General features: G+C 75.5%; 19 protein-coding genes. 6 read left to right on the top strand and 13 right to left on the bottom strand.

The genetic code is table 11. The annotated features are described in order from the left end of the window. Nucleotides 1-64 precede the first annotated feature (64 nt). Nucleotides 65-1057 carry a hypothetical protein gene (locus tag IH44_RS0103775; RefSeq protein WP_198544940.1) on the bottom strand — a complete coding sequence of 331 codons (993 nt, stop codon included), beginning with the start codon at nt 1055-1057 and terminating at the stop codon, nt 65-67. 710 nt (nt 1058-1767) lie between these two features. Here IH44_RS0103775 and IH44_RS0103770 point away from each other — a divergent pair. Continuing rightward, nucleotides 1768-2040 carry a helix-turn-helix transcriptional regulator gene (locus IH44_RS0103770; protein WP_051816518.1) on the top strand — a complete coding sequence of 91 codons (273 nt, stop codon included), beginning with the start codon at nt 1768-1770 and terminating at the stop codon, nt 2038-2040. 18 nt (nt 2041-2058) lie between these two features. Here the strand turns inward: IH44_RS0103770 and IH44_RS0103765 are convergent, their stop codons facing one another. From IH44_RS0103765 to IH44_RS0103720, 10 genes are all read right to left on the bottom strand, one after another. Beyond that, on the bottom strand, nt 2059-3819 hold the full coding sequence (locus IH44_RS0103765) for an ABC transporter ATP-binding protein (protein ID WP_051816517.1): 1761 nt from the start codon (nt 3817-3819) through the stop codon (nt 2059-2061). 8 nt (nt 3820-3827) lie between these two features. After that, nucleotides 3828-4925 (bottom strand): galactose-1-phosphate uridylyltransferase, encoded by a 1098-nt coding sequence (gene galT / locus IH44_RS0103760; protein ID WP_232794802.1) that lies wholly within the window; start codon nt 4923-4925, stop codon nt 3828-3830. Continuing rightward, nucleotides 4922-5491 carry an HAD-IIIA family hydrolase gene (locus IH44_RS0103755; RefSeq protein WP_051816516.1) on the bottom strand — a complete coding sequence of 190 codons (570 nt, stop codon included), beginning with the start codon at nt 5489-5491 and terminating at the stop codon, nt 4922-4924. The genes galT and IH44_RS0103755 overlap by 4 nt, the downstream gene beginning before the upstream one ends. Then, nucleotides 5488-6111: an SIS domain-containing protein gene (locus IH44_RS0103750; protein WP_051816515.1), complete on the bottom strand. Its 624-nt coding sequence runs from the start codon at nt 6109-6111 to the stop codon at nt 5488-5490. The genes IH44_RS0103755 and IH44_RS0103750 overlap by 4 nt, the downstream gene beginning before the upstream one ends. Beyond that, a complete protein-coding gene (locus IH44_RS0103745; protein WP_030457928.1) occupies nt 6108-7577 on the bottom strand; it encodes a glycogen synthase in 1470 nt (489 codons plus the stop codon). The genes IH44_RS0103750 and IH44_RS0103745 overlap by 4 nt, the downstream gene beginning before the upstream one ends. Next, nucleotides 7574-8161: a hypothetical protein gene (locus tag IH44_RS0103740; protein ID WP_051816514.1), complete on the bottom strand. Its 588-nt coding sequence runs from the start codon at nt 8159-8161 to the stop codon at nt 7574-7576. Before IH44_RS0103740 ends, IH44_RS0103745 begins: the two co-directional genes overlap by 4 nt. Next, nucleotides 8154-9116 (bottom strand): hypothetical protein, encoded by a 963-nt coding sequence (locus IH44_RS0103735; RefSeq protein ID WP_157852075.1) that lies wholly within the window; start codon nt 9114-9116, stop codon nt 8154-8156. The genes IH44_RS0103740 and IH44_RS0103735 overlap by 8 nt, the downstream gene beginning before the upstream one ends. 53 nt (nt 9117-9169) lie before the next feature. Beyond that, nucleotides 9170-10270, bottom strand: a complete 1101-nt coding sequence (locus IH44_RS0103730; RefSeq protein ID WP_030457925.1) for a serine hydrolase — start codon at nt 10268-10270, stop codon at nt 9170-9172. Next, a complete protein-coding gene (locus IH44_RS0103725; protein WP_030457924.1) occupies nt 10267-12003 on the bottom strand; it encodes a class I adenylate-forming enzyme family protein in 1737 nt (578 codons plus the stop codon). The genes IH44_RS0103730 and IH44_RS0103725 overlap by 4 nt, the downstream gene beginning before the upstream one ends. 262 nt (nt 12004-12265) lie before the next feature. Then, on the bottom strand, nt 12266-13606 hold the full coding sequence (locus IH44_RS0103720; RefSeq protein WP_030457923.1) for a chloride channel protein: 1341 nt from the start codon (nt 13604-13606) through the stop codon (nt 12266-12268). A 143-nt stretch (nt 13607-13749) separates the two neighbouring features. Here IH44_RS0103720 and IH44_RS0103715 point away from each other — a divergent pair, with 143 nt between their 5' ends. Both IH44_RS0103715 and IH44_RS0103710 read left to right on the top strand, forming a co-directional pair. Then, complete coding sequence (locus IH44_RS0103715) at nt 13750-13974, top strand: hypothetical protein (protein WP_030457922.1); 225 nt, start codon at nt 13750-13752, stop codon at nt 13972-13974. Nucleotides 13975-14015: 41 nt separating this feature from the next. Then, nucleotides 14016-14549: a methylated-DNA--[protein]-cysteine S-methyltransferase gene (locus tag IH44_RS0103710; RefSeq protein WP_030457921.1), complete on the top strand. Its 534-nt coding sequence runs from the start codon at nt 14016-14018 to the stop codon at nt 14547-14549. A 45-nt stretch (nt 14550-14594) separates the two neighbouring features. Here IH44_RS0103710 and IH44_RS0103705 read toward each other — a convergent pair whose 3' ends face one another. Then, on the bottom strand, nt 14595-15710 hold the full coding sequence (locus tag IH44_RS0103705) for an ATP-grasp domain-containing protein (protein ID WP_051816513.1): 1116 nt from the start codon (nt 15708-15710) through the stop codon (nt 14595-14597). 381 nt (nt 15711-16091) lie between these two features. On the opposite strand from IH44_RS0103705, the gene IH44_RS0103700 reads away from it, so the two are divergent. Further along, complete coding sequence (locus tag IH44_RS0103700) at nt 16092-17498, top strand: family 2B encapsulin nanocompartment shell protein (protein ID WP_030457919.1); 1407 nt, start codon at nt 16092-16094, stop codon at nt 17496-17498. Between the two features lie 111 nt (nt 17499-17609). Further along, complete coding sequence (locus IH44_RS0103695; protein ID WP_369794889.1) at nt 17610-18686, top strand: family 2 encapsulin nanocompartment cargo protein polyprenyl transferase; 1077 nt, start codon at nt 17610-17612, stop codon at nt 18684-18686. Between the two features lie 8 nt (nt 18687-18694). On the opposite strand, the gene IH44_RS0103690 is transcribed toward IH44_RS0103695, so the two are convergent. Then, nucleotides 18695-19690, bottom strand: coding sequence for an NAD-dependent epimerase/dehydratase family protein (locus IH44_RS0103690; RefSeq protein WP_030457917.1), 996 nt, complete (start codon nt 19688-19690; stop codon nt 18695-18697). Nucleotides 19691-20020: 330 nt separating this feature from the next. Between IH44_RS0103690 and IH44_RS0103685 the strand changes: the two genes are divergently transcribed. Next, complete coding sequence (locus IH44_RS0103685) at nt 20021-21352, top strand: DUF1254 domain-containing protein (RefSeq protein ID WP_030457916.1); 1332 nt, start codon at nt 20021-20023, stop codon at nt 21350-21352. Nucleotides 21353-21359 lie beyond the last annotated feature (7 nt).

The raw sequence follows: 21359 nt of genomic DNA, 5'->3' as shown, positions 1-21359 counted from the left end.
GATCTGCCGGGTCCTGCCGCAGTTCCGGTTTCACCGCGGGTGCGGCCGCGGTGGATTTCCGCGGTCAGCCGGACGGGGCCGGGGACGGGACGGAGGCGACCTCCACCCCGCGGGGGGAGAAGGCGAAGTCGTACTCCCGGAAGCCGTGCGCCCGCATGGCGGCGCGCACGGCCGTCCGGGCGCCCGGGCCCGCGTGCAGCAGCAAGAAGCCTCCCCCGCCGGCGCCCATCAGCTTCCCGCCGGTCGCCCCGGCGGCGAGGGCGTCGGCGTACGCGCGGTCGATCGGGGCGGAGCTGATCCGCGGGCTCAGGGCGCGCTTCAACTCCCAGTGCCGGAACAGCACTTCGCCGACGGCCGGGGAGTCCTCGGCGCGCAGGGCCCGGACGGCGAGCGGGACGAGTTCCTTGATCCCGTGCAGTCCGCCCTCGGTGGCCGCGTCGCCGCTCCTGGTCCGGTGGTCCTGGGCCGCCAGCACGGTGCCCGCGTCCCGGGTCGTCCCGGTGAAGAACAGCAGCAGGTCCGCGCCCAGCCGCCGGGCGAAGCCGGCGGACACGGGGACCTCCTCGGCCTCCACCCGGCCGCCCGGGTGGAACCGCAGCAGGTGGAAACCTCCGAGGGCCGACAGGTAGTGGTCCTGGCCGCCGACGGGCCGGCCCAGCCCCCGGGTCTCCAAGTCGCTGCCGGCGCGCGCCAGTTCCGCGGGCGGCAGCCGCCCGGGGTGGAGCCCGGCGACCAGGGCCAGCGAGAACGCCGCCGAGCTGCCGAGCCCGCTGCCCGTCGGGGTGTCGCCGAACGACACCAGGTCCAGCGGGCCGCCGTCCCAGTGGCGGCGCAGGGCTTCCGCGACGAACGGGTTGGCCGCGTGGTCGTGGGAGAACCCGGTGCCGTGCGAGTCGAGGCAGGCCCGGATGCCGGCGGCGGCCGCCCGCGGCCGGCCCACGACCGTCACGCGCAGGCTGATCGCGGCGCCCAGCACCGCCCCGCCGAACCGGTCGGCGTAGCTGGGCACGTCCGTTCCGCCGCCGGCGAGCGAGATGCGCAGCGGTGCACTGCTCACCCACAGGTCGCTCGGGCCCTCGCCGGCCTGTCGGCGCGCGGGAGCGCTGTTCCGTCCGGAGGGGGGCGGGAGCATGGGCGGATGAACCTCTCCAGGCTTGGTGCGAGGCCGGCCGGAGAAGGGAGGTGGGGCAGTGCCGACGGCACTGCGCTTCGCTTCCCGGTGGCACCGAATCCTCTCGGCAACATGCAGTTAATCATCTTGCGGAAGGCCCTGCAAGGACTTTCAATGGTGTCGGACGAATCGGTAAATGTCCGCTTTGGATCGCTTTATTCGTATGCTGACCCATGGGCCTTTTGCCATTCGCCCGACCGCAGGGCCGGTCGCTTGACGCGCGGCAACCGGTCCGCCTAGCGTCGCCATCGCTTCGGCGGAACGCGGCCGGGCCGCCGGAATTCCGGCGCTCGATTCGCCGCCGTGTGCGGTGAAAGGCGCCGGGAATCGTCGGAATCTCCGGGGAGTGGAGTGAATTTCTGCCCGCCGGTGCCGGGTCCGGCCGAGCCGCCGGGCTGTTTCCGGCTGCCTTTCCGGGCGGTTCGGCGCGGGTCGGAAATCGGCTCGGCCTGCCCGGGGGCGAATGCCGTCGACCGATTCCAGAGGAGGCCAGCACACGTGGTTGAACCCGTTCCGGACCCTGCGGCCGTCCGGCCCCGCGGCTCGGCCGACGGCGGGCCGGAGCCGCGGACACCGCGGGAAGGGAGGGCCGATCGGTGAGGTGGGACCTGCGCAGGGCCGCCGCGGACCGCGGCATCTGGACGGCGGTCGAGATGCACCGCCGACTCGCCCAGCACGGGCTGGTGATCTCGACCGGGAAGATGTCCGGGCTCTGGTCCGGGCAGCCGATCAGCCTCAAGTTGGCGGACCTCGACGCCATCTGCGCGGCGCTGGCCTGCGGCATCGGCGACCTCCTGATCCCCGAGCGGACGGGGCGCGAGCAGCCGGTGCCCGCCGCCGACCCGCTCCTCGGCGGCCCGGCCGCCTGACGGTGCGGGCCGGCCGGGTCAGACCAGCTGGGCCGCCTGCAGGTCCGCGTAGCGGCCTCCCCGGGCGAGCAGGTCGTCGTGGGTGCCGACCTCGGCGATCCGTCCCCCGTCGAGCACCAGGATGGTGTCCGCGCGGCGGACGGTGGAGAGCCGGTGCGCCACGATCAGGAGCGTGCGGTCGGACGCCAACCGGGCCAGCGCCTGCTGGACCCGGGCCTCGGAGCGCGAGTCGAGGGACGAGGTGGCCTCGTCCAGGACCAGCACCCTCGGGTCGCGCAGGAGGGCCCGGGCGATGCACAGGCGCTGCCGCTGCCCGCCGGACAGCCGGGTCCCCCGGTCGCCCACCACGGTGTCGAGGCCGTCGGGCAGGCGCTCGACGAAGTCGAGGGCGTCGGCGTCCCGCAGCGCGGCGCGCACGGCCTCCTCGGCGGCCCCCGGCCTCCCGTAGGCGACGTTCTCCCGGACGGTCCCCTCGAAGAGGACCGACTCCTGCGGGACGACCGACAGGAAGCGCCGGAAGCTCCGCAGGTCGAGGGTCTCCATGTCCGCGCCGTCGAGCAGGATCCGGCCCTCGGTGGGCCGCAGGAACCCCATGAGGAGGGAGAGCAGGGTCGACTTCCCGGCTCCCGACGGGCCGACCACGGCGACGACGCCGCCGGGCTCCGCGGAGAAGGAGATCCCCTCGACGGCGGGCCGGTCCGCGTCCCGGTAGGTGTACCCGACCCCTTCGAAATCCAGCCGGCCGCGGACGGCGGCCACCTCGGGCTTCCCCTCGTTGTCCTCCAGGTCGGGAGCCCGCAGGACCTCGCTCACGGACCGGACCGACTCCAGGCCCCGGGTGACCACCGGCGTCAGGCCGAGCAGGTTGGCGACCGCGCCCGTCAGGTAGGAGAAGTAGGTGCCGAGCATGACCACGGTGCCCGGCGTCACGTCCAGCGCGCCGTAGTACGCGGCGAAGGCCGAGCCGAGCAGGCACACCGCGCTGACGGCGTTGAAGAGCATCCAGGACAGGGCGGAGAAGCGGCCGTTCACCAGGTCCAGGCGGGTCCTGGTGGCCAGGGCGCGCTGCAGGGCCTCGGCGACCCGGGCGAGCGCGGCCCGCTCCAGCCCGTGCGCCCGGGTGATCGGCACCAGCGAGGTCATCTCGACGATCCGGGTGGACAGCTTCTCGGCCTCCTGCCGGGAGCGCCCGTTCTGCTCCGTCATCCGGCCCCTGAGCCGCATCACCAGCAACGCGGACACCGGCGCGACGACCACGAAGACCGGCAGGAAGGCGGGCGCCCGCAGGGCGATGACGACCAGGGCGCCGCCGAGCGTCGCCGCCGCGGCGAGCCCCGTGTCCCCGCTCTGCCGCAGGGCCTGCTCGATGCTGTCCACGTCGCCGATCACCCTGCTCTGCAGGACGCCCGCGCTGAGTCCCGCGTGGTAGCCGATGGAGAGCCGTTGCAGCTGGGCGCACAGGGCCGCGCGCAGCCGGGTGCCCGTGCGCCGCACCGCGCCGTACATCCAGTGCACGTACAGCAGGTGCAGCGGCACGTTGAGCACCAGGACCGCCAGCAGTGCGGCGGAGTCGGCCACCAGCCGGGAGACCGGGCGGTGCTGGACGATGGCGTCGATCAGGTCGCCGGTGATCAGCGGGGTGAGCCACGCCGGGCTGTGCTTGCCGACGAAGGCGACGGCGGCGAGCGCCAGCCGCGCGCGCTCCTCGCGCAGCGCGGCGAGGACGGTGCGCAGCGGGCCCCGGCCCGACGGGGCCTCGAACGCGGTCGCGGGTTCCATGGTCTCCCTCAGCTCTCCTCGGCCGGCGCGGCCGCGCGCAGCCGCTCGGCGGCCTCCTCCGGCCGGGCCTCGCTCACGAACGCCCCCGCGCCCAGCTCGCCGGCGCCCAGCCGCTTCACCCCCGTCGCGCGGGAGCGGTCGGAGAAGATCCGGGCGTGCAGGTGGGCCGCCTCCCGGCCCTCCCGGGCCGGCGCCTGGCACCACAGCGCCAGGTACGGCAGGGGCGCCTCCTCGACGTGCTCGAAGCGCCGGAGCACCTCGCGGTACGTGCGGGCCAGGTCCGCGCGCTCCTCCGGGCCGAGCCCGCCGAGGTCCGCGGTGTGCCGGCGGGCGTAGACGTGCACCTCGTAGGGCCAGCGGGCGGCGTAGGGGACGAAGGCCGTCCAGTGCGGCGTGCGCAGCACGACGCGCTCGCCGGCCCGTTCCTCGGCGGCCAGGACCTCGCAGAAGGGGCAGGGCCGGCCCTGCCGGCGGGCCCGCGCCGCCGCTTCCCACATCCGTCCGAAGCGGGCCGGGACGAACGGGTAGGCGTAGATCTGGCCGTGCGGGTGGGCCTGCGTCGCGCCGAGCTCGGCACCGCGGTTCTCGAAGCAGACGACCTGCTCGACCCCCGGGAGGCCGTTGAGCCGGCGGGTGCGGTCCGCCCACGCCTCGACGACGGTGGTCATCCGGCGCAGCGGCAGCCGGGCCAGCGAGGTGTCGTGCGCGCAGGAGAACGACACCACCTCGCACCTGCCGCCGGCCGGGGCGCCGGCGTGCGGGCCGGGGACCGCACCCGGCGCGGGGCCGCCCGGCCCGCGCAGCGCGGGGTAGCGGTTCTCGAACACCGCCACGTCGTAGGAGGCCGCGGGCACCTCCGTCGCGGCGCCCCCGGTGGTCGGGCACAGCGCGCAGCCGGGCCCCTCCCCGCCCGCCCGGGCGGCGCGGTGGGGAGCCATGATGACCCACTCCTCCGTCGTCGCGTCCCAGCGCAGTTCGGACGGCGGCCCGGCGGGCGGCAGCACGCGGCGGTCCGGCGGGACGGGGCGGTGTCGCTGCTCGTCGTCGTAGAAGTGGATGGTGCGCCCGTCGGCGAGCACGGCCGACACCGGTGCGGGACGGATCACGGCGTGCCCCCGAACGCCCCGGCGATCAGCTCCAGGGCCCGCGCGGTGGTCGGGGCGCGCAGGTCCGGGGCGGGGGAGTCCGGGTCGGGGTCGGCCGCGGCGGGGCCCACCAGGGCGGTCCGGCAGCCGGCCCGCCGGCCCGCGCCGACGTCGCTGGCGAAGTCGCCGACCATCCACGACCGCGCGAGGTCGAGGTGGAGGTCCTCGGCGGCCCGGAGCAGCAGGCCGGGCCCGGGTTTGCGGCACCGGCAGCGGACGGCGAGCTCCGGCACCGTCCCGTCCGGGTGGTGGGGGCAGTGGTAGATCCCGTCCAGCCAGACCCCGAGGGCGCGGAGCCGGGAGCGCAGGTGCCGGTGCATGGCGTCGAGGTCCTGCGGGGTGAAGAGCCCCCGGGCGAGGCCGGACTGGTTGGTGACCACCACGAGGGCGACGCCGAGTTGGCGGAGGCCGCGCAGCGGGGCGCCGATCCCCGGCTGGAGCACCAGCTCCGCGGGCGAGCTCGGATAGTGGCGCGGCTCCGTCAGCGTCCCGTCCCGGTCGAGGAGGACGGCCGGCCTCCCGTTCACCGGTGCCGCTCCGCGGGCGCGCCCAGGGGTGCGACGGCCCGGGCGCGGACGGTGTTGCGCAGGCAGCGGGTCAGCAGGTGCGCGACCGTCATGTGGATGTCCTCCTGCTCCTCGATCCGCGCCGCCGGGGCCGCCACCCACGCGTCGCAGAGCTCGGCGGCCCGTCCGCCGCCCGCCCCGAGCAGGCCCGCGGTGCGCAGGCCGAGCCCGCGCGCGCAGCGCAGGGCCGCCAGGACGTTCGGGGAGTTCCCGCTCGTGCTGATGGCGAGGAGGAGGTCGCCCGGCTCCGCCAGCCCCTCCAACTGCCCGCTGAAGACCGCGTCGTAGCCGACGTCGTTCGCCCAGGCGGTGAGCGCCGCCACGTGGTCGACCAGGGACACCGTGCGGAGCGGCGGCGCGCCGGAGGCCCGCGCGCCCTTGGCGAGGTCGACCGCGAGGTGGGAGGCGGTGGCGGCGCTGCCGCCGTTCCCGCAGGTGTAGACCACGCGGCCGTCGAGGTGGGTGCGCTCGACGAGCTCGGCCACCCGCAGCAGGTCGGGGACGGAGAGCCCGTCGATCGCCCTCCGCAGGTTCTCCAGGTACGCGGATATCTCGCTCTGGTGGTCCGTGGTTCGGTTCATGGCTGAGGGGCGCCCATTCGTGTGTACAGGGGTGCGGTTTCCTTGGCGGTGCGGGCCCAGGACCAGTCCTGGGCCATCATCCGGGCCCGGGCGGCCGCCACTTCGGCGGGACGGTCCAGGAGCCAGTCGACGGCCCGGCGGACGGTCAGCCGGACGGCGTCGGCGGTCAGGTCGGCGAAGACGAACCCCGTCCCGGTGCCGGGGTGGCGCCCGAGGTCCGTGACGGTGTCGCCCAGGCCGCCGACCGAGCTGACCAGCGGCACGGTCCCGTACGCCATGGCGATCAGCTGGTTGAGCCCGCAGGGCTCGACCCGGGACGGCATCAGCGTGAAGTCGCCGCCCGCGTAGGCCAGCCAGGCGAGGTCCTGGTCGAACCGGGGGCAGTGGTGGACCAGGTCCGGTGCCTGCGCGGCGAGTTCGGCGACGGCCTCGACGTACCGGCCGTCGCCCGGCCCGATCACCACGAGCTGGGCACCGCCGGCCAGCACCAGCGGGGCGACCGCGGCCAGGGCGAGGTCGATGCCCTTCTCCGCCACCAGGCGGGCGCAGAGGCCGAACACCGGGAGCCCGGGGTCCTCCCGCAGGCCGGTGCGCCGCTGGAGCAGCTGCTTGTTCGCCCGCTTCCCGGCCGCGGCCGACGCGGGGCCGAACGGGACCGAGACCCGCCCCGCCGCCGCCGGGTCCCACACCCCGCCGTCCACGCCCGCCACGACGCCGGTCAGCCCGGTCCGGGCCAGCGCGTCGCCGAGCGGGGTGCCGTGCGACTCCCGGAGCAGTTCCCGCGCGTAGCCGGGGCTCCCGGTGGTGGCGAGGTCGGCGGAGAGCAGGCCGAGCAGGAGGAGGCCCGGGCGGTCGGGCGCCTTGGCCCGGAGCGTCTCCAGGGCGTCGGCGGGCAGGCCCAGCCGGTCGAGCGAGCCGGCGGCGACCTCCCCGCGGTAGGCCCCGTTGTGGACGTTCATCAGGAGCGTCGGCCGCCTCCCGCCGGCCCGCAGCGACCGCAGGTGGGCGAGGGCGGCCCCGGACTGCCAGTCGTTGCCGTGCACCACGTCGTACCGGCGCCCGGACACCCGGACCCAGTCGGCGACGCAGGCCCCGAAGAAGGCGGCCCGGGCCACCGCGTCCCCGTACTCCACGTAGTCGCGGTCCCGGTAGATCCCGTCCCGGTCGTACCAGTGGTCGGCCCGGACCAGGAGCACCTCGTTCGGGCCGCCGTGGCCGACCAGCCGCTCGACCACCGGCCGGACGGTGACGCCGGCCACCCCGACCGGCCGGAGCGACGCCGCCCGCTCGGTGCGCAGGCCGTGCGCGGCCACCAGCCGGGGGTAGTGGGGGAGGATCAGGTCGTGGCCGATCCCGTGGTCCCGCCGGAGCGCGTCCGGAAGGGCCCGGGACGCCTGGCCCAGGCCGCCCTCCGCGAAGAACGGCGCCAGCTCCTGGGTGACGTAGAGGCAGTTCGGCTCGTTCACGGCCGGCCTGCGCCCGTGCCGGCGGCTTCCGCGAGGACCCAGAGGCCGAAGAGGTGCAGACCGGGGTTGACCGGCAGCCGGACCGTCGAGCAGACCACGGGCCGGGCGGGGCCGGCGTGCGAGCGCCACAGGCGCGGCGGCGGGCCGGGGACGGTGCGCCCGTTCTCCCGCAGGGCCGAGGCGGTGAACTCGCACACCTCGTCGCCGGTGCCGGGGCGGGCCAGGAAGTCCGGGAAGCCGAACGGCAGCAGGACGCCGTCCGGGGCGTGCGGGCCGGCCAGGACGAGTTCGTCGCGGAGGGCGCCGCCACAGCTCGCGCCCAGCAGTCCGACCGCGTGCACCAGCAGGGGCTCGTCGAGTTCGACGACCTGGCCGTCGCACTCCGCGTTGTCCGGGTCCCCGCGCCCCAGGAGCTCCGGCCAGCCGCCGACCAGGGGCCCGAGGGCCGCCAGTTCTTCGGCGGGGTAGGTCCGGCCGAAGCCGTCGAACCCCTGCCGCGCGTCGAAGCCGGGGGCGGCGCACCCCGCGTTGTTCCGGTGCCCGCCGAGGTCCAGCACGTACCGGACCGGTGACGCCTCACGCACGGTCCACCCCCGGCAGGGCGGCGAGGCGGGCCGCGGCGTCGTCGAGGCCCCGGGCGATCCGGTCGAGCCGACGGCGGGCCTCGGTCCGGTGGCGGTCGGCGCGCGCCGGGTCCTCCGGGCCGGTGTGGCGCAGCAGCGAGCGGACCACGAGGAGGTCCTGGGCGGCCCGTTCGACCGCCGCGGCCGCGGCCGCGGCGGCGTGTGTCGCGCCCAGGGCCCGCAGGTAGCGCCCGAACCAGCGCAGGGTGTGGTGGTAGTTCCAGATGCCGTGCTGCAGCCGGGGCACCGCGTCCGGGTCGGAGCCGCCCCCGCGGGGCCCGGCGAACAGGCCGTCGATCCGCTCGTCCAGCGCCCCGGCCAGCTCCGCGCCGCTCAGCCACCGGCGGCCCCGGGCCCCGAGGGCGTCGACGTGCACGGCCCACTCCGCCGCCAGGTCGGCCGGCGCGGGCGGGCACCAGGTGCCGGTCGGCGCCATCGTCAGCCAGCTCTGGCCCAGGTCCTCCCGGCCCAGGGCCGGTTCGAGGGCGGCGAGCGGGAGGCGCTCGTCGAGGAAGACCACGTCGCCCGGGTCGGTGACGCGCACCGTCCGCTCGCGCGCGTCGAAGCCGCGCAGCACGACCGAGTGCAGCGCGTGCACCTGGCCGCGGTTCATCCAGAAGTGGTCCAGGTAGTAGGTGTCCAGTTCCACCACCACCGGCGTCCCGCCCGCCAGCAGCTCCGCGAGCCCCGCCGCACCGCCCCCGGCAGCGGCCCGCGTGCGCTCCAGGAGGCAGCCGCGGGAGCGCAGGGTGGCCAGCAGGCCGGGCACCACGTCCCCGAACAGCAGCCCGCCGTCCCGGAGCACCACCCTGGTCCCGGTCTGGCTGCCCAGCAGCAGCGCCGGGTCCGTCCCCGGGAAGGCGTCCAGGAGGAGCGTCCCGAGGGCGGCGTGGTAACAACTGGCGTCGGTGTACATGGTCTCGTGCTTCCCCCACACAGGAGTCTCCGGGTCGCGGGCGGTGCGGCGGGTCAAGCGAGTGCCGCCGCGTACAGGGCGTCCATCAGGGCTTCCTTGGTCCCGTTGTCGAAGGCGAGCGCGCCGAAGGAGGCGGCGATGACGACTCCGGTCTCCGGATCGGCGCCCCCGAAGACCTGGCCGATCCGGCCCGACGCGCCGAAGGAGGAGTCCGACCACCTGCCGCCGAAGCCGTTGTGGTCGGACAGCCCGCAGAAGTAGCCCAGCCCCATCGCGCACGGGTAGTCCCAGGTGCGGTCCGGGACCCGGCCGCGCGGCGGGGCGGCCATGGCGCGCAGCACCGGCGGGGAGACCGGGAACGGCCCCGGGCCCCGCAGCCCGGACAGGGCGGCCTCGTAGAACGAGGCGAGGTCGGACATGGTGCCGTAGAAGCCGTACGGCGGGACCTTCGCCCGCGCGCCGGCGCGGCTCACCAGGTAGGGGTAGCGGCGCAGGCCCTGCCGCCCGGCGAACGAGGGGACGGCCAGCCGGTCCCGGATCCCGTCGTGAACCGGGGGCGGCACCGTGGCCCAGGTGGAGCGCAGCGCGAGGGGCCGGCAGACGCGTTCCGCCACGACGGTGCCGTAGTGCTGCCCGAGCGCGGACTCCAGCAGGGCCGCCAGCACGTACCAGCCGGTCTCCTGGTGGTACCCCTGGTGCCCGCCCGGGACCCAGCCCGGTTCGAGCGGCAGCGCGAGCACCCGGCGCACGAAGTCCGCGTAGTCCGACCGGTCCGGCCCGGGGCCCTCGAAGTGCCGGAACCCGCCGGCGTGGCTCAGGACGTCCGCGACGGTCACCGCCTCCTTGCCGTTGGCGGCGAACTCCGGCAGGTGCCGGGCAACCGGGTCGGCGAAGCGGATCCCGCCCTCGTCGACCAGCGTCGCCAGCGCGGTGGCCAGCAGCGGCTTCCCCGCGCAACTCCAGTAGACGACCGAGTCGGTGGCCATCGGCGTCCCGGTGCGCGCCTCGCCCAGCGCGGCGTTCAGCAGCGGCGTGCCCCCGCGGGAGACGCAGAGCTGCGCGCCCGCGACGGGGACGGACGCCAGGATCCGGGCCAGCCGCTCCCGCACCGCCTCGAAGGCCCCGGGCCACGGAGCGGCGACCGGGCGGGTCACCGTTCGGCCCGCAACCGGTCGAGCTCCCGGGCGAGTTCGCCCACGCTCGACCTGGTGAACAGGAGGTCCAGCGGGATGTCGACGCCCAGTCGGCCCTCCAGTTCGGCCAGTACTTCGACCGCCGCCATCGAATCCCCTCCCAGCTGGAAGAAGTCGGCGTCCGCGCCCGGGGCGCCGTCCAGTTCGAGCACGCCGCTCCAGACGGAGCCGACCAGGACCTCCGTGGCGGTCCGGCAGGGCCGCGAGGAGGCGGACATCCGCCGACGGACCAGGGCGGTGATCGCGTCCTGGTGCGGCTTGCCGGTGCGCGAGCGGGGCAGCTGCTCGACCCGGACGACCGGGGAGGGGACCGCGTGCGCGGGCAGCACCCCGGCCAGCGCGGCTTTCACGTCCTCGGCCGGCGCGTCCCCGGGCCCCTCGACCACCGCCGCCAGGGACTGCCCGAGCGTCGGGTGCGGCAGCACCACCACGGCCGCCGCCTCGACCCAGGGCAGCGTCTCCAGGGCGGCCTTCACCTCGGACACGGACACCGTGCGGCCGCCCACCCTGGCCAGTCCGCGCGACCGACCCTTGATCCGGACGCGCCCGGTCCCGTCGATCAGCGCGAGGTCCCCGGTGACCGTCCAGCCGTCCCGCCAGGTCCGGGCCGCGGCCATCGGGTCGGTCAGGTAGCCGAGCGCGGGAAGCCGGTCGCGGATGCAGAGGTAACCCTCCTCGCCCCGCTCCAGCCAGTCCCCGGAGGCGGACATGATCCCCACCTCCGTCCCCGGCGCCGGAAAGCCGCCCGGCCCCAGCCCGCAGTCCTGCTGGGTGGTCACCAGGTGGGCGTCACCGGCCTCGGTGAGCCCGTAGGTGTTGACGACGCGGGTGCCCGGGAGGAGTGCGGCGAGCGCCAGGTGCAGCTCGGCCGGAAGGTGGTCCGACATGAACCGCAGGGTCCTCAGCCCGGCGGGCCGCAGGGCCGGATCGTCCTCCAGGGCCCTCGCCACGGACCGGGCCGCGGCGGCGGGGAGCACGGCGGTGGCGGCGGATTCGGCCGCGGCCGCGGCCAGGAAGCTCCGGGCCTCGAAGGGCACGCAGGCGACCAGGGTGCTCCCCCGGGCCACGGCGGAGAGGAGGAGCTGGCGGGTGCCGACGGCCGTGGCGTGGGAGACCCCGTGGGCCACCACCGCGGCGCCCCCGGAACGGGCCCGGTAGCCGTCGGCGATCCCGGCCAGCGCCTCGTGGCTGGCGGCGACCCCCTTGGGCGTGCCCGTCGAACCCGAGGTGAACACCACGTCGGCGAGCCGCGCCGGATCCAGCGGCGCGACCGGGCGCCCGCCCCGGCCGGCCCCGGCGGCACGTTCCGCCACCGGGACGTCCTGCACCTCCGCCGAGCCGAACGGCCGCGCGGCCGCGGAGAGGACGTGGTCGATCCCGAGGTCCCGGCAGATCCGCCGGATGCCCCGCCGGTCGGAATCCGTCGGCAGGACGACCGCGACGGAGCCGTTGAGCAGCGCGGCGAAGTATCCGACGGCGTAGTCGATCCATTCCCCTTCGAGAAACCAGAGGCCGATCCGGGACGACATTCCCAGGCCTTTTCCGGGCAATTGTTCCGCGGTTTCGAAGACCCGCTGAACGAGTTCCCCGTACGAGATCCTCCGGCCGTCGGAGAGGACGACGGCGGTCCGGTCCGGCTCGGCCGCACCACGTTCCAGCAGCAGGTCGACGACGGTTCCGGTCTTCTCGGGCATGCGGGGATCTCCAGCGGTCGAGCAGCGCGGCCGGCTGCTGGACGGACCCGGCGATCATCGGGCCAGGGGAGAGGCGCCGACCGCGAGGTCCGGTGCTCGGCTCGGTGACGAACCGATACTGCGATGCCGGACAGTGATCGTCAAGCCCCTTATCGGAATCGCGGACAATTGCGCGGGAACGCCTTCAGGAAAGCTGAGGAAATCTCATTCCGGCTGAAACACTCCTGCCGGACGGCCCCGGCCGGGCCGCCCCCGGCGGACCTCACCGACCCGGCGCCGGATGCCCGTCGGGCGCCGGCGCCGCCACCCGGTGCACGAACGTCGCCGTCAGGAACGCCACCACCGCCGAGACGATCAGCAGCGGCATCGAGTCCGCCGCCTGGTCCCCCAGCAGCGCCGCCGCCAGCACCGTGCTGGTCACCGGCAGCCGGGTGACCGCCGCGCTGCTCGCCGCCAGCCCGACCGCCAGCCCCGCCTCGATGCCCAGGCCCGGCAGCCCGCCCGCCGCCACCCCGAGCGCCGAGCCCAGCAGCACGGCCGGAAAGATCGGCCCGCCGCGCAGCGACCCGAGCGCCACGCCCCAGCCCAGCCCCTTGAACAGCACCAGTGCCAGCAGCGCCCCGACCGACCAGCTGCGCGGGTCCGCCGCCAGCTGCCCCAGCGCGGCCTGCCCCGACAGCGCGGCCTCCTCGGGCGAGCGCCCCGTCACCAGCGCGTACCCGGCGATGCACGCGCCCACCAGCACCGCGCACAGCACGGTGCGGGCCGCCGTCCGGTGCGCGGTGAACGCGGCGAAGCGGTGCCCCAGGGTCTGCCCCGCGACCAGCACCAGCGCGATCACCACCGCCAGCGGCACCCCCCACAGGAAGTCCCCGGCGTCCGGCAGTTGCGCCTTCGGCACGGACGGCAGGCTCAGCGCGCCGATCGACAGGCCGGTCCAGTGCCCGAAGCCGGTGAACACCAGCGCGCCCAGCCCCGAGGCCAGCAGGCACGGCAGCAGCAGCATGGTCAGCTGCGCCCCGCCCAGGCCCGCGGCCTCGATCATCATCACCGCCGCGACCAGCGGGCTCCCGAAGATGGTGGCGATCGCCGCCGTCGACCCGGCCGCCCCCAGCATCGGCCCGACCATCGGACCGGCCGCCCGCTTCGCCGCGCTCACCGTCATCAGCGCCAGCCCGCTGCCCAGCGCCATCAGCGGCGCCTCCGGGCCGAGCACCGCGCCCAGCGGCAGCACGGCCAGCGCCGCCAGCACCACCGAGGGCACCTCCACCGGCAGCGTCGGCGGCCCGCCCAGCCCCAGCACCGGCGTGTGCCCGCCCCGGCCCGGCATCCGGGTCACGATCGGCGCCAGCAGCAGCCCGGCCAGCGCCAGCGCGGGCAGCGGCCACCACCAGGGCGGCTGCCCGTAGCCCAGGGCCTCGGGCAGCGACCCCCACACCCAGTGCTGCAGTTCGTGCTCCAGCCCGACGAAGCCGAACGCGGCCAGCGAGACCGGCACCCCGACCAGCGCCGACACCAGCAGCAGCCGCCCGTACCCGGGGCTGCGGAGCAGCTCGCGCAGGCTGGGCGGCGAGGACGTGTCGACGACCGGTGCTGCCGGCATCTGCGCTCCTGTCTCCGACGGCGGACACACGTCCTCCGACCGTCCGGCGCCCGACCGCCCCCCGGCCAGCGGGGTGGACCGAACGGGCGAGGACCGCTCCCGCCGCCGTACGGTGGACGGAAGGACCGACCGAGGAGGACGCGATGCCCGGTTCCATGACCATCGGCCACACCGACACCCTCGTGATGCTCAGCCGCGACGACGCCGAACACCTGGCGTCGGTGCTCGCGGGCCTGTCCGCGCTCGCCGCCGGCGGACACCTCTCCAGCGAACAGCTCGCCGCCCTCGGCGCGGGCGGCACCCCCGACCGGGCCGCCCTCGCCACCTGGTCCCGCACCCTGGCCGGCTACCTCCGCGACCACCTCTAGGGCCCGTCTTCGAGCCCCCGCCCGCCCCCTACAGTGGGGGGATGGAGCTCTCCTGGGTGACCGTCCCGACCCCGCTGCCGAGCGGGCCGATGCGGTTCGGGGTGACGGACCGGGGGGTGGCCGCCGCCGGCTACGTCTGCGACGGGCCGGTCCCGGAGTGCACCGACGCGCGCAAGGCCGACCTGGTGCGGGCCCGGGTCGGCGAGTACTTCGCCGGTGGGCGGCGGGAGTTGGAGCTGCCGATCGACTGGCGGCTGGCCTCCGGACCCCACCTGGCGGTGCTGCGCCGCCTGTGGGCGGACGTCGGCTGGGGGAGCACCATCACCTACGGCGAACTCGCCGCCCGCAGCGGGGTGTTCACCGAACCGTCCGAGCCGGGGGTACCGGCCCGGACGGTCGGGCAGATGATGGGGGCGAACCCGCTGCCCCTGCTGGTGCCCTGCCACCGGGTGGTGGCCGCGGACGGCCTGGGCGGCTTCGGCGGGGCCTGGCACGGCGTGGAGACCAAGCGCTGGCTGCTCACCCTGGAAGGGGTGCTCCCGCCGACCCTGGACTGGTCCGGGCCGGAGCTCTAGGCCCGCGACGGCCGAGGACTGCCTGACCCGTCCCTAGACCCGTCCCTAGACCCGTACCGGCACCGGCACCGGCACCAGCCCCGCAGCGGCACCGGCGCCCTCGCCGATCCGCTCCAGCGCGGGCGCCGCCGCCTGCCGGGGCAGCACCGCCTGGATGGTGGAGACCAGGGTGTACTCGCCGAGCGTCAGTTCCGTCGCGGCCGGGAGCGCGGGCCGGTGGCCGAGGGCGAGTTCGAGGGCCGCGGCGGGCAGGTTGAGCCCGCACAGCCGGAGTTGGTGCAGGCCGCCGGACGGGCGGGTGTTGATGTCGAGGACCACCGCGCGGCCGGTGCCCCGCTCGTGCCGGAACTGCACGTTCGACAGGTGGCCGACGCCGAACTCCTCGACCAGGCGGCGGGCCGGCTCCAGGTAGGCCGGGTCGAGGGTGAAGCCGCGGCGGCGGCCCTGCTTGGTGCGGCCGACCGCGGCCAGCACCCGGCCGTCCGGTTCGGCCAGGCAGTCGACGGACACCTCGGGGCCGTCCAGGTAGGGCATCACCAGCAGTTCGGCGGGGGCCGCGGACTGCTCCAACGCGCCCAGCACCTGGTCGAGTTGAACCCGGGTGTCGACGTACCCGGCGAGCCGGCGGAGGCTGAACGGCTCGCGGGTCAGGACGCGGAAGCCCTCGCCGCCCGCGCCGGTGGCCGGCTTCAGGCAGGCGGTCATCCCGGTGGCCTCGATCTCCTCGACGGCGGCGAGCAGTTCGGCGGCGGTGTCGGCCTGCCGCCACAGCGGGGTGGGCAGCCCGGCCGTGTCCAGCGCCCGGTAGCCGTCGGCCTTGCTGGCGAACAGCGAGATCGCCGCGGCGGGCGGGCAGACCAGGGCGGTGCCCAGGGCCTCGAAGTCGCGCCGGCGCAGCGAGATCGCCAGCTGGTGCAGCCGCGGCAGGAACACGTCCACGTCGTGCCGGGCGCAGAACTCCAGCGCGAACTCCACGTACCCCTCGGCGCTCAGCCCGTCGGGTTCCAGGGCGCCCAGGTCGGCGGCGGCGAGCACGGGGGAGTCGGGGTCGACGTGGGTGGCCAGGACGTGCACCGGGCGCGGCGCGGCCCGCAGCAGGTCGACGAAGAAGACGTTCTCGGCGTAGGTGCGGTTCAGCCAGACGCGGACGGGCGCGGTCACGAGGGTCTCCCTGGAGAAGGGCGTGCCGATGGGAGGTCACCGACCGGTTCGCCTGCCCTGTGGCGGCGGTCACCACGCGGTGAGGGGGCCACCTTAGCGCTGTTCCGGGCGGATTCGAACACGGGGTTGGTGAGCAGCGCGGACGCCTGGAACGGGGGTGTTACGGGGGTGTTCCGGGGGCCTCGGAGGGGTGTCCGGAGAGGTGTCCGGAGAGGTGCCCGGAGGGGCGTCGGGATCGAACGATGATCGATCCAGTGCACTGGTCGCACTATTGCGTCCACGCACCTGAATCACCCCCACGAGTGATTGCCGCCTCACCTGAACGGGCGTCAGCATGGGTGCCGCAACGTGCCGCCGAAACGATCTAGGGGCCCCTCGGAAATGACGACCGAAACCACCGCCGAAATCTCCCGGACGGGGCAGCAGAGCAGCCTCTCGGTGGCGGCCGCCAAGAACCTCGCGTCGACCACCAAGTCGGCCCCGCAGATGCAGGAGATCAGCAACCGCTGGCTGCTCCGCGCGCTGCCCTGGGTCGAGGTCTCCGGCGGCACCTACCGGGTCAACCGGCGGCTGTCGTACGCGGTCGGCCGCGGCCGGGTGGGCTTCGCGCAGACCGGCCGCGAGGTCACGGTCGTCCCGCCGACGCTGCGCGAGGTCCCGGTGCTGCGCGGCTTCGAGGACGACGCGCTGCTCGTCGAGCTGGCCGGCCGCTTCGTCCAGCGCGACTTCGCCGCGGGCGAGGTGCTGATCGAGCAGGGCGGCGAGATCGACGAGGTCTTCCTGATCGCGCACGGCAAGGTCGACAAGATCGGCACCGGCAAGTACGGCGACCCGACCGTGCTGGGCACCTTCGCGGACGGCGACCACATCGGCGACGAGGCGCTCACCGTCGCCGACCGCCGCTGGCCCTACAGCGTCAAGGCCGCCACCGCGGGCACCGTGATGGTGCTGGCCTGGCCCGCCTTCCAGGAGCTGGCCGACCGCTCCGAGGCGCTGCGCGACCAGATCCTCGCCTTCATCGCCGACTCGCAGCTCCCGCAGACCCACAAGGGCGAGGCGGCGATCGGCATGTCGGCCGGCCACGAGGGCGAGTTCGACCTGCCGACCGCCTTCGTCGACTACGAACTCAAGCCGCGCGAGTACGAGTTGAGCGTCGCCCAGACGGTGCTGCGGGTGCACAGCCGGGTCGCCGACCTCTACAACAAGCCGATGGACCAGACCGAGCACCAGCTCCGGCTGACCGTCGAGGCGCTGCGCGAGCGCCAGGAGCACGAGCTGGTCAACAACCCGGAGTTCGGCCTGCTGGCGAACGCCGAGTACGGCCAGCGGATCCAGACCCACTCCGGCCCGCCCACCCCGGACGACATGGACGAACTGCTCTGCCGCCGCCGCAGCACCAGGTTCTACCTGGCCCACCCGAAGGCGATCGCCGCCTTCGGCCGGGAGTGCAACAGCCGCGGGCTGTACCCGGAGTCGATCCAGTTCGAGGGCAAGACGGTGCCGACCTGGCGCGGCGTCCCGATCCTCACCTGCAACAAGATCCCGGTGGTCAACGGCACCACCTCGATCCTGGCGATGCGCGTCGGCGAGGACAACCAGGGCGTGATCGGCCTGCGCCCCGGCGCGCTGCCGGACCAGGTCGAGCCGGGCCTGAACGTCCGCTTCATGGGCATCGACGAGAAGGCGGTCATCTCCTACCTGGTCAGCGCCTACTACTCGGCCGCGATCCTCGTTCCCGACGCGATCGGCGTCCTGGAGAACGTGAACGTCGACCACCGGCAGCACTGACCACCGGGCGGGCCCACCGTCCTGGGCCCGCCCGTCCCACCGCCTGACGCGCCGTCAGCGCGCATTCCTGCCGCCCCGCCGCCCGGGGCCGGCCGAGGGGGAGGACTCACCATGGCCATCACCGTGCCCGAACGCGAACAGCACGGCACCGCCGCCGCCGAGAGCGGCCGCGACACCGCCGAGGCGATGGCCCTGCTCGGCCGGGCTCGCACCGTCGTCGACCCCGCGCTGCGCGCCGCCGTCGACACCCTCCCGGACTCCATGCGGCTGGTCTCCGGCTACCACCTGGGCTGGCTGGAGGCCGACGGCGGCCCCAGCACGGTCGGCGCCGGCAAGGCGATCCGCCCGGCGCTGGTGCTGGCCGCGACCACCGCCGTCGGCGGCCGCCCGCAGGACGCGGTGCGGGCCGCGGCCGCCGTCGAGCTGGTGCACAACTTCACCCTGCTGCACGACGACGTCCTCGACCGCGACCACACCCGCCGCCACCGCCCCACCGCCTGGCGGGTGTTCGGCACCACCGGCGCGATCCTGGCCGGCGACGCCATGCACTCCCTGGCCCTGCGGGTGCTCGCCGAGGACCCGCACCCGGCCGCCGCCGCCTCGGTCCGCCGGCTCGCCGACTGCGTGGTCGAGCTGTGCGCCGGCCAGCAGGCCGACTGCTCCTTCGAGCAGCGCGCCGACGTCACGCTCGCCGAGTGCCTCACCATGGCCGAGGGCAAGACCGGCGCCCTGCTCGGCTGCGCGTGCGCGCTCGGCGCGCTGTACGCGGGGGCGGACGCCGAGGCCGCCGACGCGATGGACGCCTTCGGCCGGGAGATCGGCCTGGCCTTCCAGCTGATCGACGACCTGATCGGCATCTGGGGCGACCCGGCGGTCACCGGCAAGCCGGTGGGCGCCGACCTCGCGGCCCGCAAGAAGTCCCTCCCCGTGGTGCACGCGCTCTCCTCCGGCACCCCCGCGGGCGCGGAGCTCGCCGCCCTCTACGCCACCGGCCGCCCGCTCAGCCCCGCCGAGCTGGCCGCCGCCGCCGACGCGGTCGACCGGGCCGGCGGCCGCAACTGGGCGCAGACCGAGAGCTGCGACCGGATGGCCGCCGCCATCGCCCACCTGGCCGCGGCCGTCCCCGACCCGTCCCGCGCCGACGACCTGCTGGCCCTCGCCGAGCTGGTCACCCGCCGGACGTACTGAGGGCCCGTTCAGCCGATGATGCCCCGCTCCTTCGCCGGGTCGATCCCCAGCGGCGTGTCGAGCTGCCGGTAGGCGACCTCCGCGCGGCCGCCGGACTCCAGCCAGGCCCAGGTGTCGGTGACGGTCTCCAGCAGCGGGCGGATGCGCAGGCCGGCCGCGAGGGCGGTGGCCGGGTCGGCCCGCCAGGTGCCGTGCCAGCCCTCGGCGTCGGGCGCCCAGAGCGGGAGTTCGGTCCAGGGGGAGACCTCGGCGGCGAGCAGGTCGGCGTCCGGGGTCCAGACGAACTCGGCGTCGGAGCCGGTCGCGGCGCGGCAGGCCTCGAGGAGCTCGCCGGTGGTCGTGGAGCCGATCGGCGCGGTGGTGACGTAGCGCCCCTCGGCCCGCCGTTCGGCGAGGTCGAGGCCGAACGCGGCGAAGTCGCGGGCGTCGATCAGGCTGAGCGGGCGGTCGGGGGCGCCGGGGGCGAGGACCCGGCCGCCGCGGGCGATCCGGTCGAGCCACCAGGGGAGCCGGCCGATCGGCTCGTGCGGGCCGATCAGCAGGCCGCAGTTGAGGATCGCGGCGGGCCCGTCGAAGTTGTCCCGCAGGGCGCGCTCGCAGCCGGCCTTGAGCGCGTTGGCGAACGGCTGGTCGGGCGGCAGGTCGCCGGGGCAGTCGAGGGTGGCGGAGCCGGCGTCGACAGGACGGGCGGGCCAGTCGGCGAAGGCGTGGACGGAGGAGACGAAGCCGTAGTGCCCGGCCCGGTCGCCGAGCAGCCGGGCGGTGGCGGCGACGTCGTGGGGCTGCTGGCCGGAGGTGTCGACGACGGCGTCCCACCGGCGGCCGTCGACCAGCCGCCGCAGCGCGTCCGGGTCGGCGCGGTCGCCGTGGACGGCCTCGACGCCGGGCGGGTCGGCCCGGCTGAGGCCGCGGTTGAAGGTGGTGACGCGGTGGCCGCGGGCGAGGGCCTCGGTGGCGTAGGCGAGGCCGAGGAACTTGGAGCCGCCGAGCAGAAGGATGTCCATGCCTCCGAGGCTCTCCGAGCCGGGGCCGGTCCATGCGCCGCGTTCACCGGGAGCGGAGCCGTTTCGCCCGGAGCAGACGGCCCGCCCGGGCCCGCACCCGCCTGACGGCCTGTCGGCCGCCCACCGGATGTCCGGAGTGCCGACCGCGGGGGGAGCACATACCATCCCCCGTGTACCGGTATGTCTGAATGTTCCCTTTTGGCGGGAAGGAGGGCGGGTGTCATGGGGAACCCGGCACGCCCGCGTCCCGAAGCCCGAGCCGCCGGACGGCAGCCGGCCGCTGCCCGCCCGGGCCCCCGATGAACCCACCGATCAGACAAGGACGTTCGCATGGCTGACGCCACGCCCGAGATGCTGGCCGCCGAGGCCTTCGTGTACGGCTCCCCGCTGGTGGCCAACCTGACCATGGTGGACACCATCGTCCGCCGGGGGCTGAGTTCGATCGGTCCGACCGCCTGGAACACCTTCGGCCACGCCACCGAACTGGCCGACCCCGCCTCGCACTTCGTCTCGGTGAACAACGACACCGTGTACTCGGTGGCCCCGCTGGACCTCTCGGCCGGCCCGCTGCTGCTGCACGTCCCGGACACCGGCGGCGCCTACGACGTGCTGCAGTTCATCGACGCCTGGACGAACAACTTCGCCTACGCGGGCCGCCGTTCGTCCGGCACCGCCGAGCAGACCTGGCTGGTCGCCCCGCCCGGCTGGCGGGGCAGCGCCCCGGAGGGCGTGCCGGTGATCACCGCGCCGACGGCGGTGGCGGCGATCGCGGTGCGCAACTACTGCGCGGGCCCGGACGACCTGGCGCGGGTCCGGGTGCTGCAGCAGCAGCTGACGCTGACCCCGTTCGAGGACGGCGGCACGGCGGCCGGACTGCCCGAGCCGGCCGCGGACGTCCCGGCGGAGCTGCTGTTCCTGGAGCAGCTGCGGCTGTGGATGGCGGCCTTCCCGCCCGCCGACGCCGACGTCGCCTTCCAGCAGCGCTTCGCCCCGATCGGGCTGCTCGACCGGGGCCGCTCGCCCTACCTGGACGGCCCGGCCGAGTGGACGGCGGCGCTCGCCAAGGGCCTGGCGGCGGGCCGGGAGCGGGTGGAGGCGGCGACCGTCGGCGCCGGCGACCCGACCGGCGAGTGGGCCGCCAACCTGCACCTGTTCGACTACAACCTGGACCACCTCGGCCCCGGCACCCGCGACGAGCCGCAGTGGAAGATCGCCGACCGCCGCGCCGCCTACCTGACCCGCGCGGTCGCGGCCCGGGCCGGCCTGTGGGGCAACCACGCCTACGAGGCCGCGTACGCCACCACCTACAACGACGCGGACGGCGTCCCGCTGACCGGCGCGCACGCGTACACGCTGCGCTTCGAGCAGACCCCGCCGGTGGGCGCGTTCTGGTCGGTGACGATGTACGGCACCCCGGAGTACCTGCTGGTCCCCAACGAGATCGACCGGTACTCGATCGGCGACCGCACGCCCGGCCTGGTGTACGGCGAGGACGGCTCGCTGACCCTCCACCTCCAGCACGAACGCCCCACCGACGCCGACGAGTTGGCGAACTGGCTGCCCGCGCCCGAGGGCGGCTTCCGGCCGATGGTGCGGATGTACCAGCCGCAGGACGCGGTGCTCGACGGCAGCTACCGGCTGCCGGCGATCCGGCTGCGCTGACCGGGGA

The organism is Kitasatospora sp. NRRL B-11411, from assembly GCF_000721345.1.
Lineage (GTDB): Bacteria > Actinomycetota > Actinomycetes > Streptomycetales > Streptomycetaceae > Kitasatospora > Kitasatospora cineracea.
This window is presented reverse-complemented; position numbering and strand designations above follow the sequence as displayed.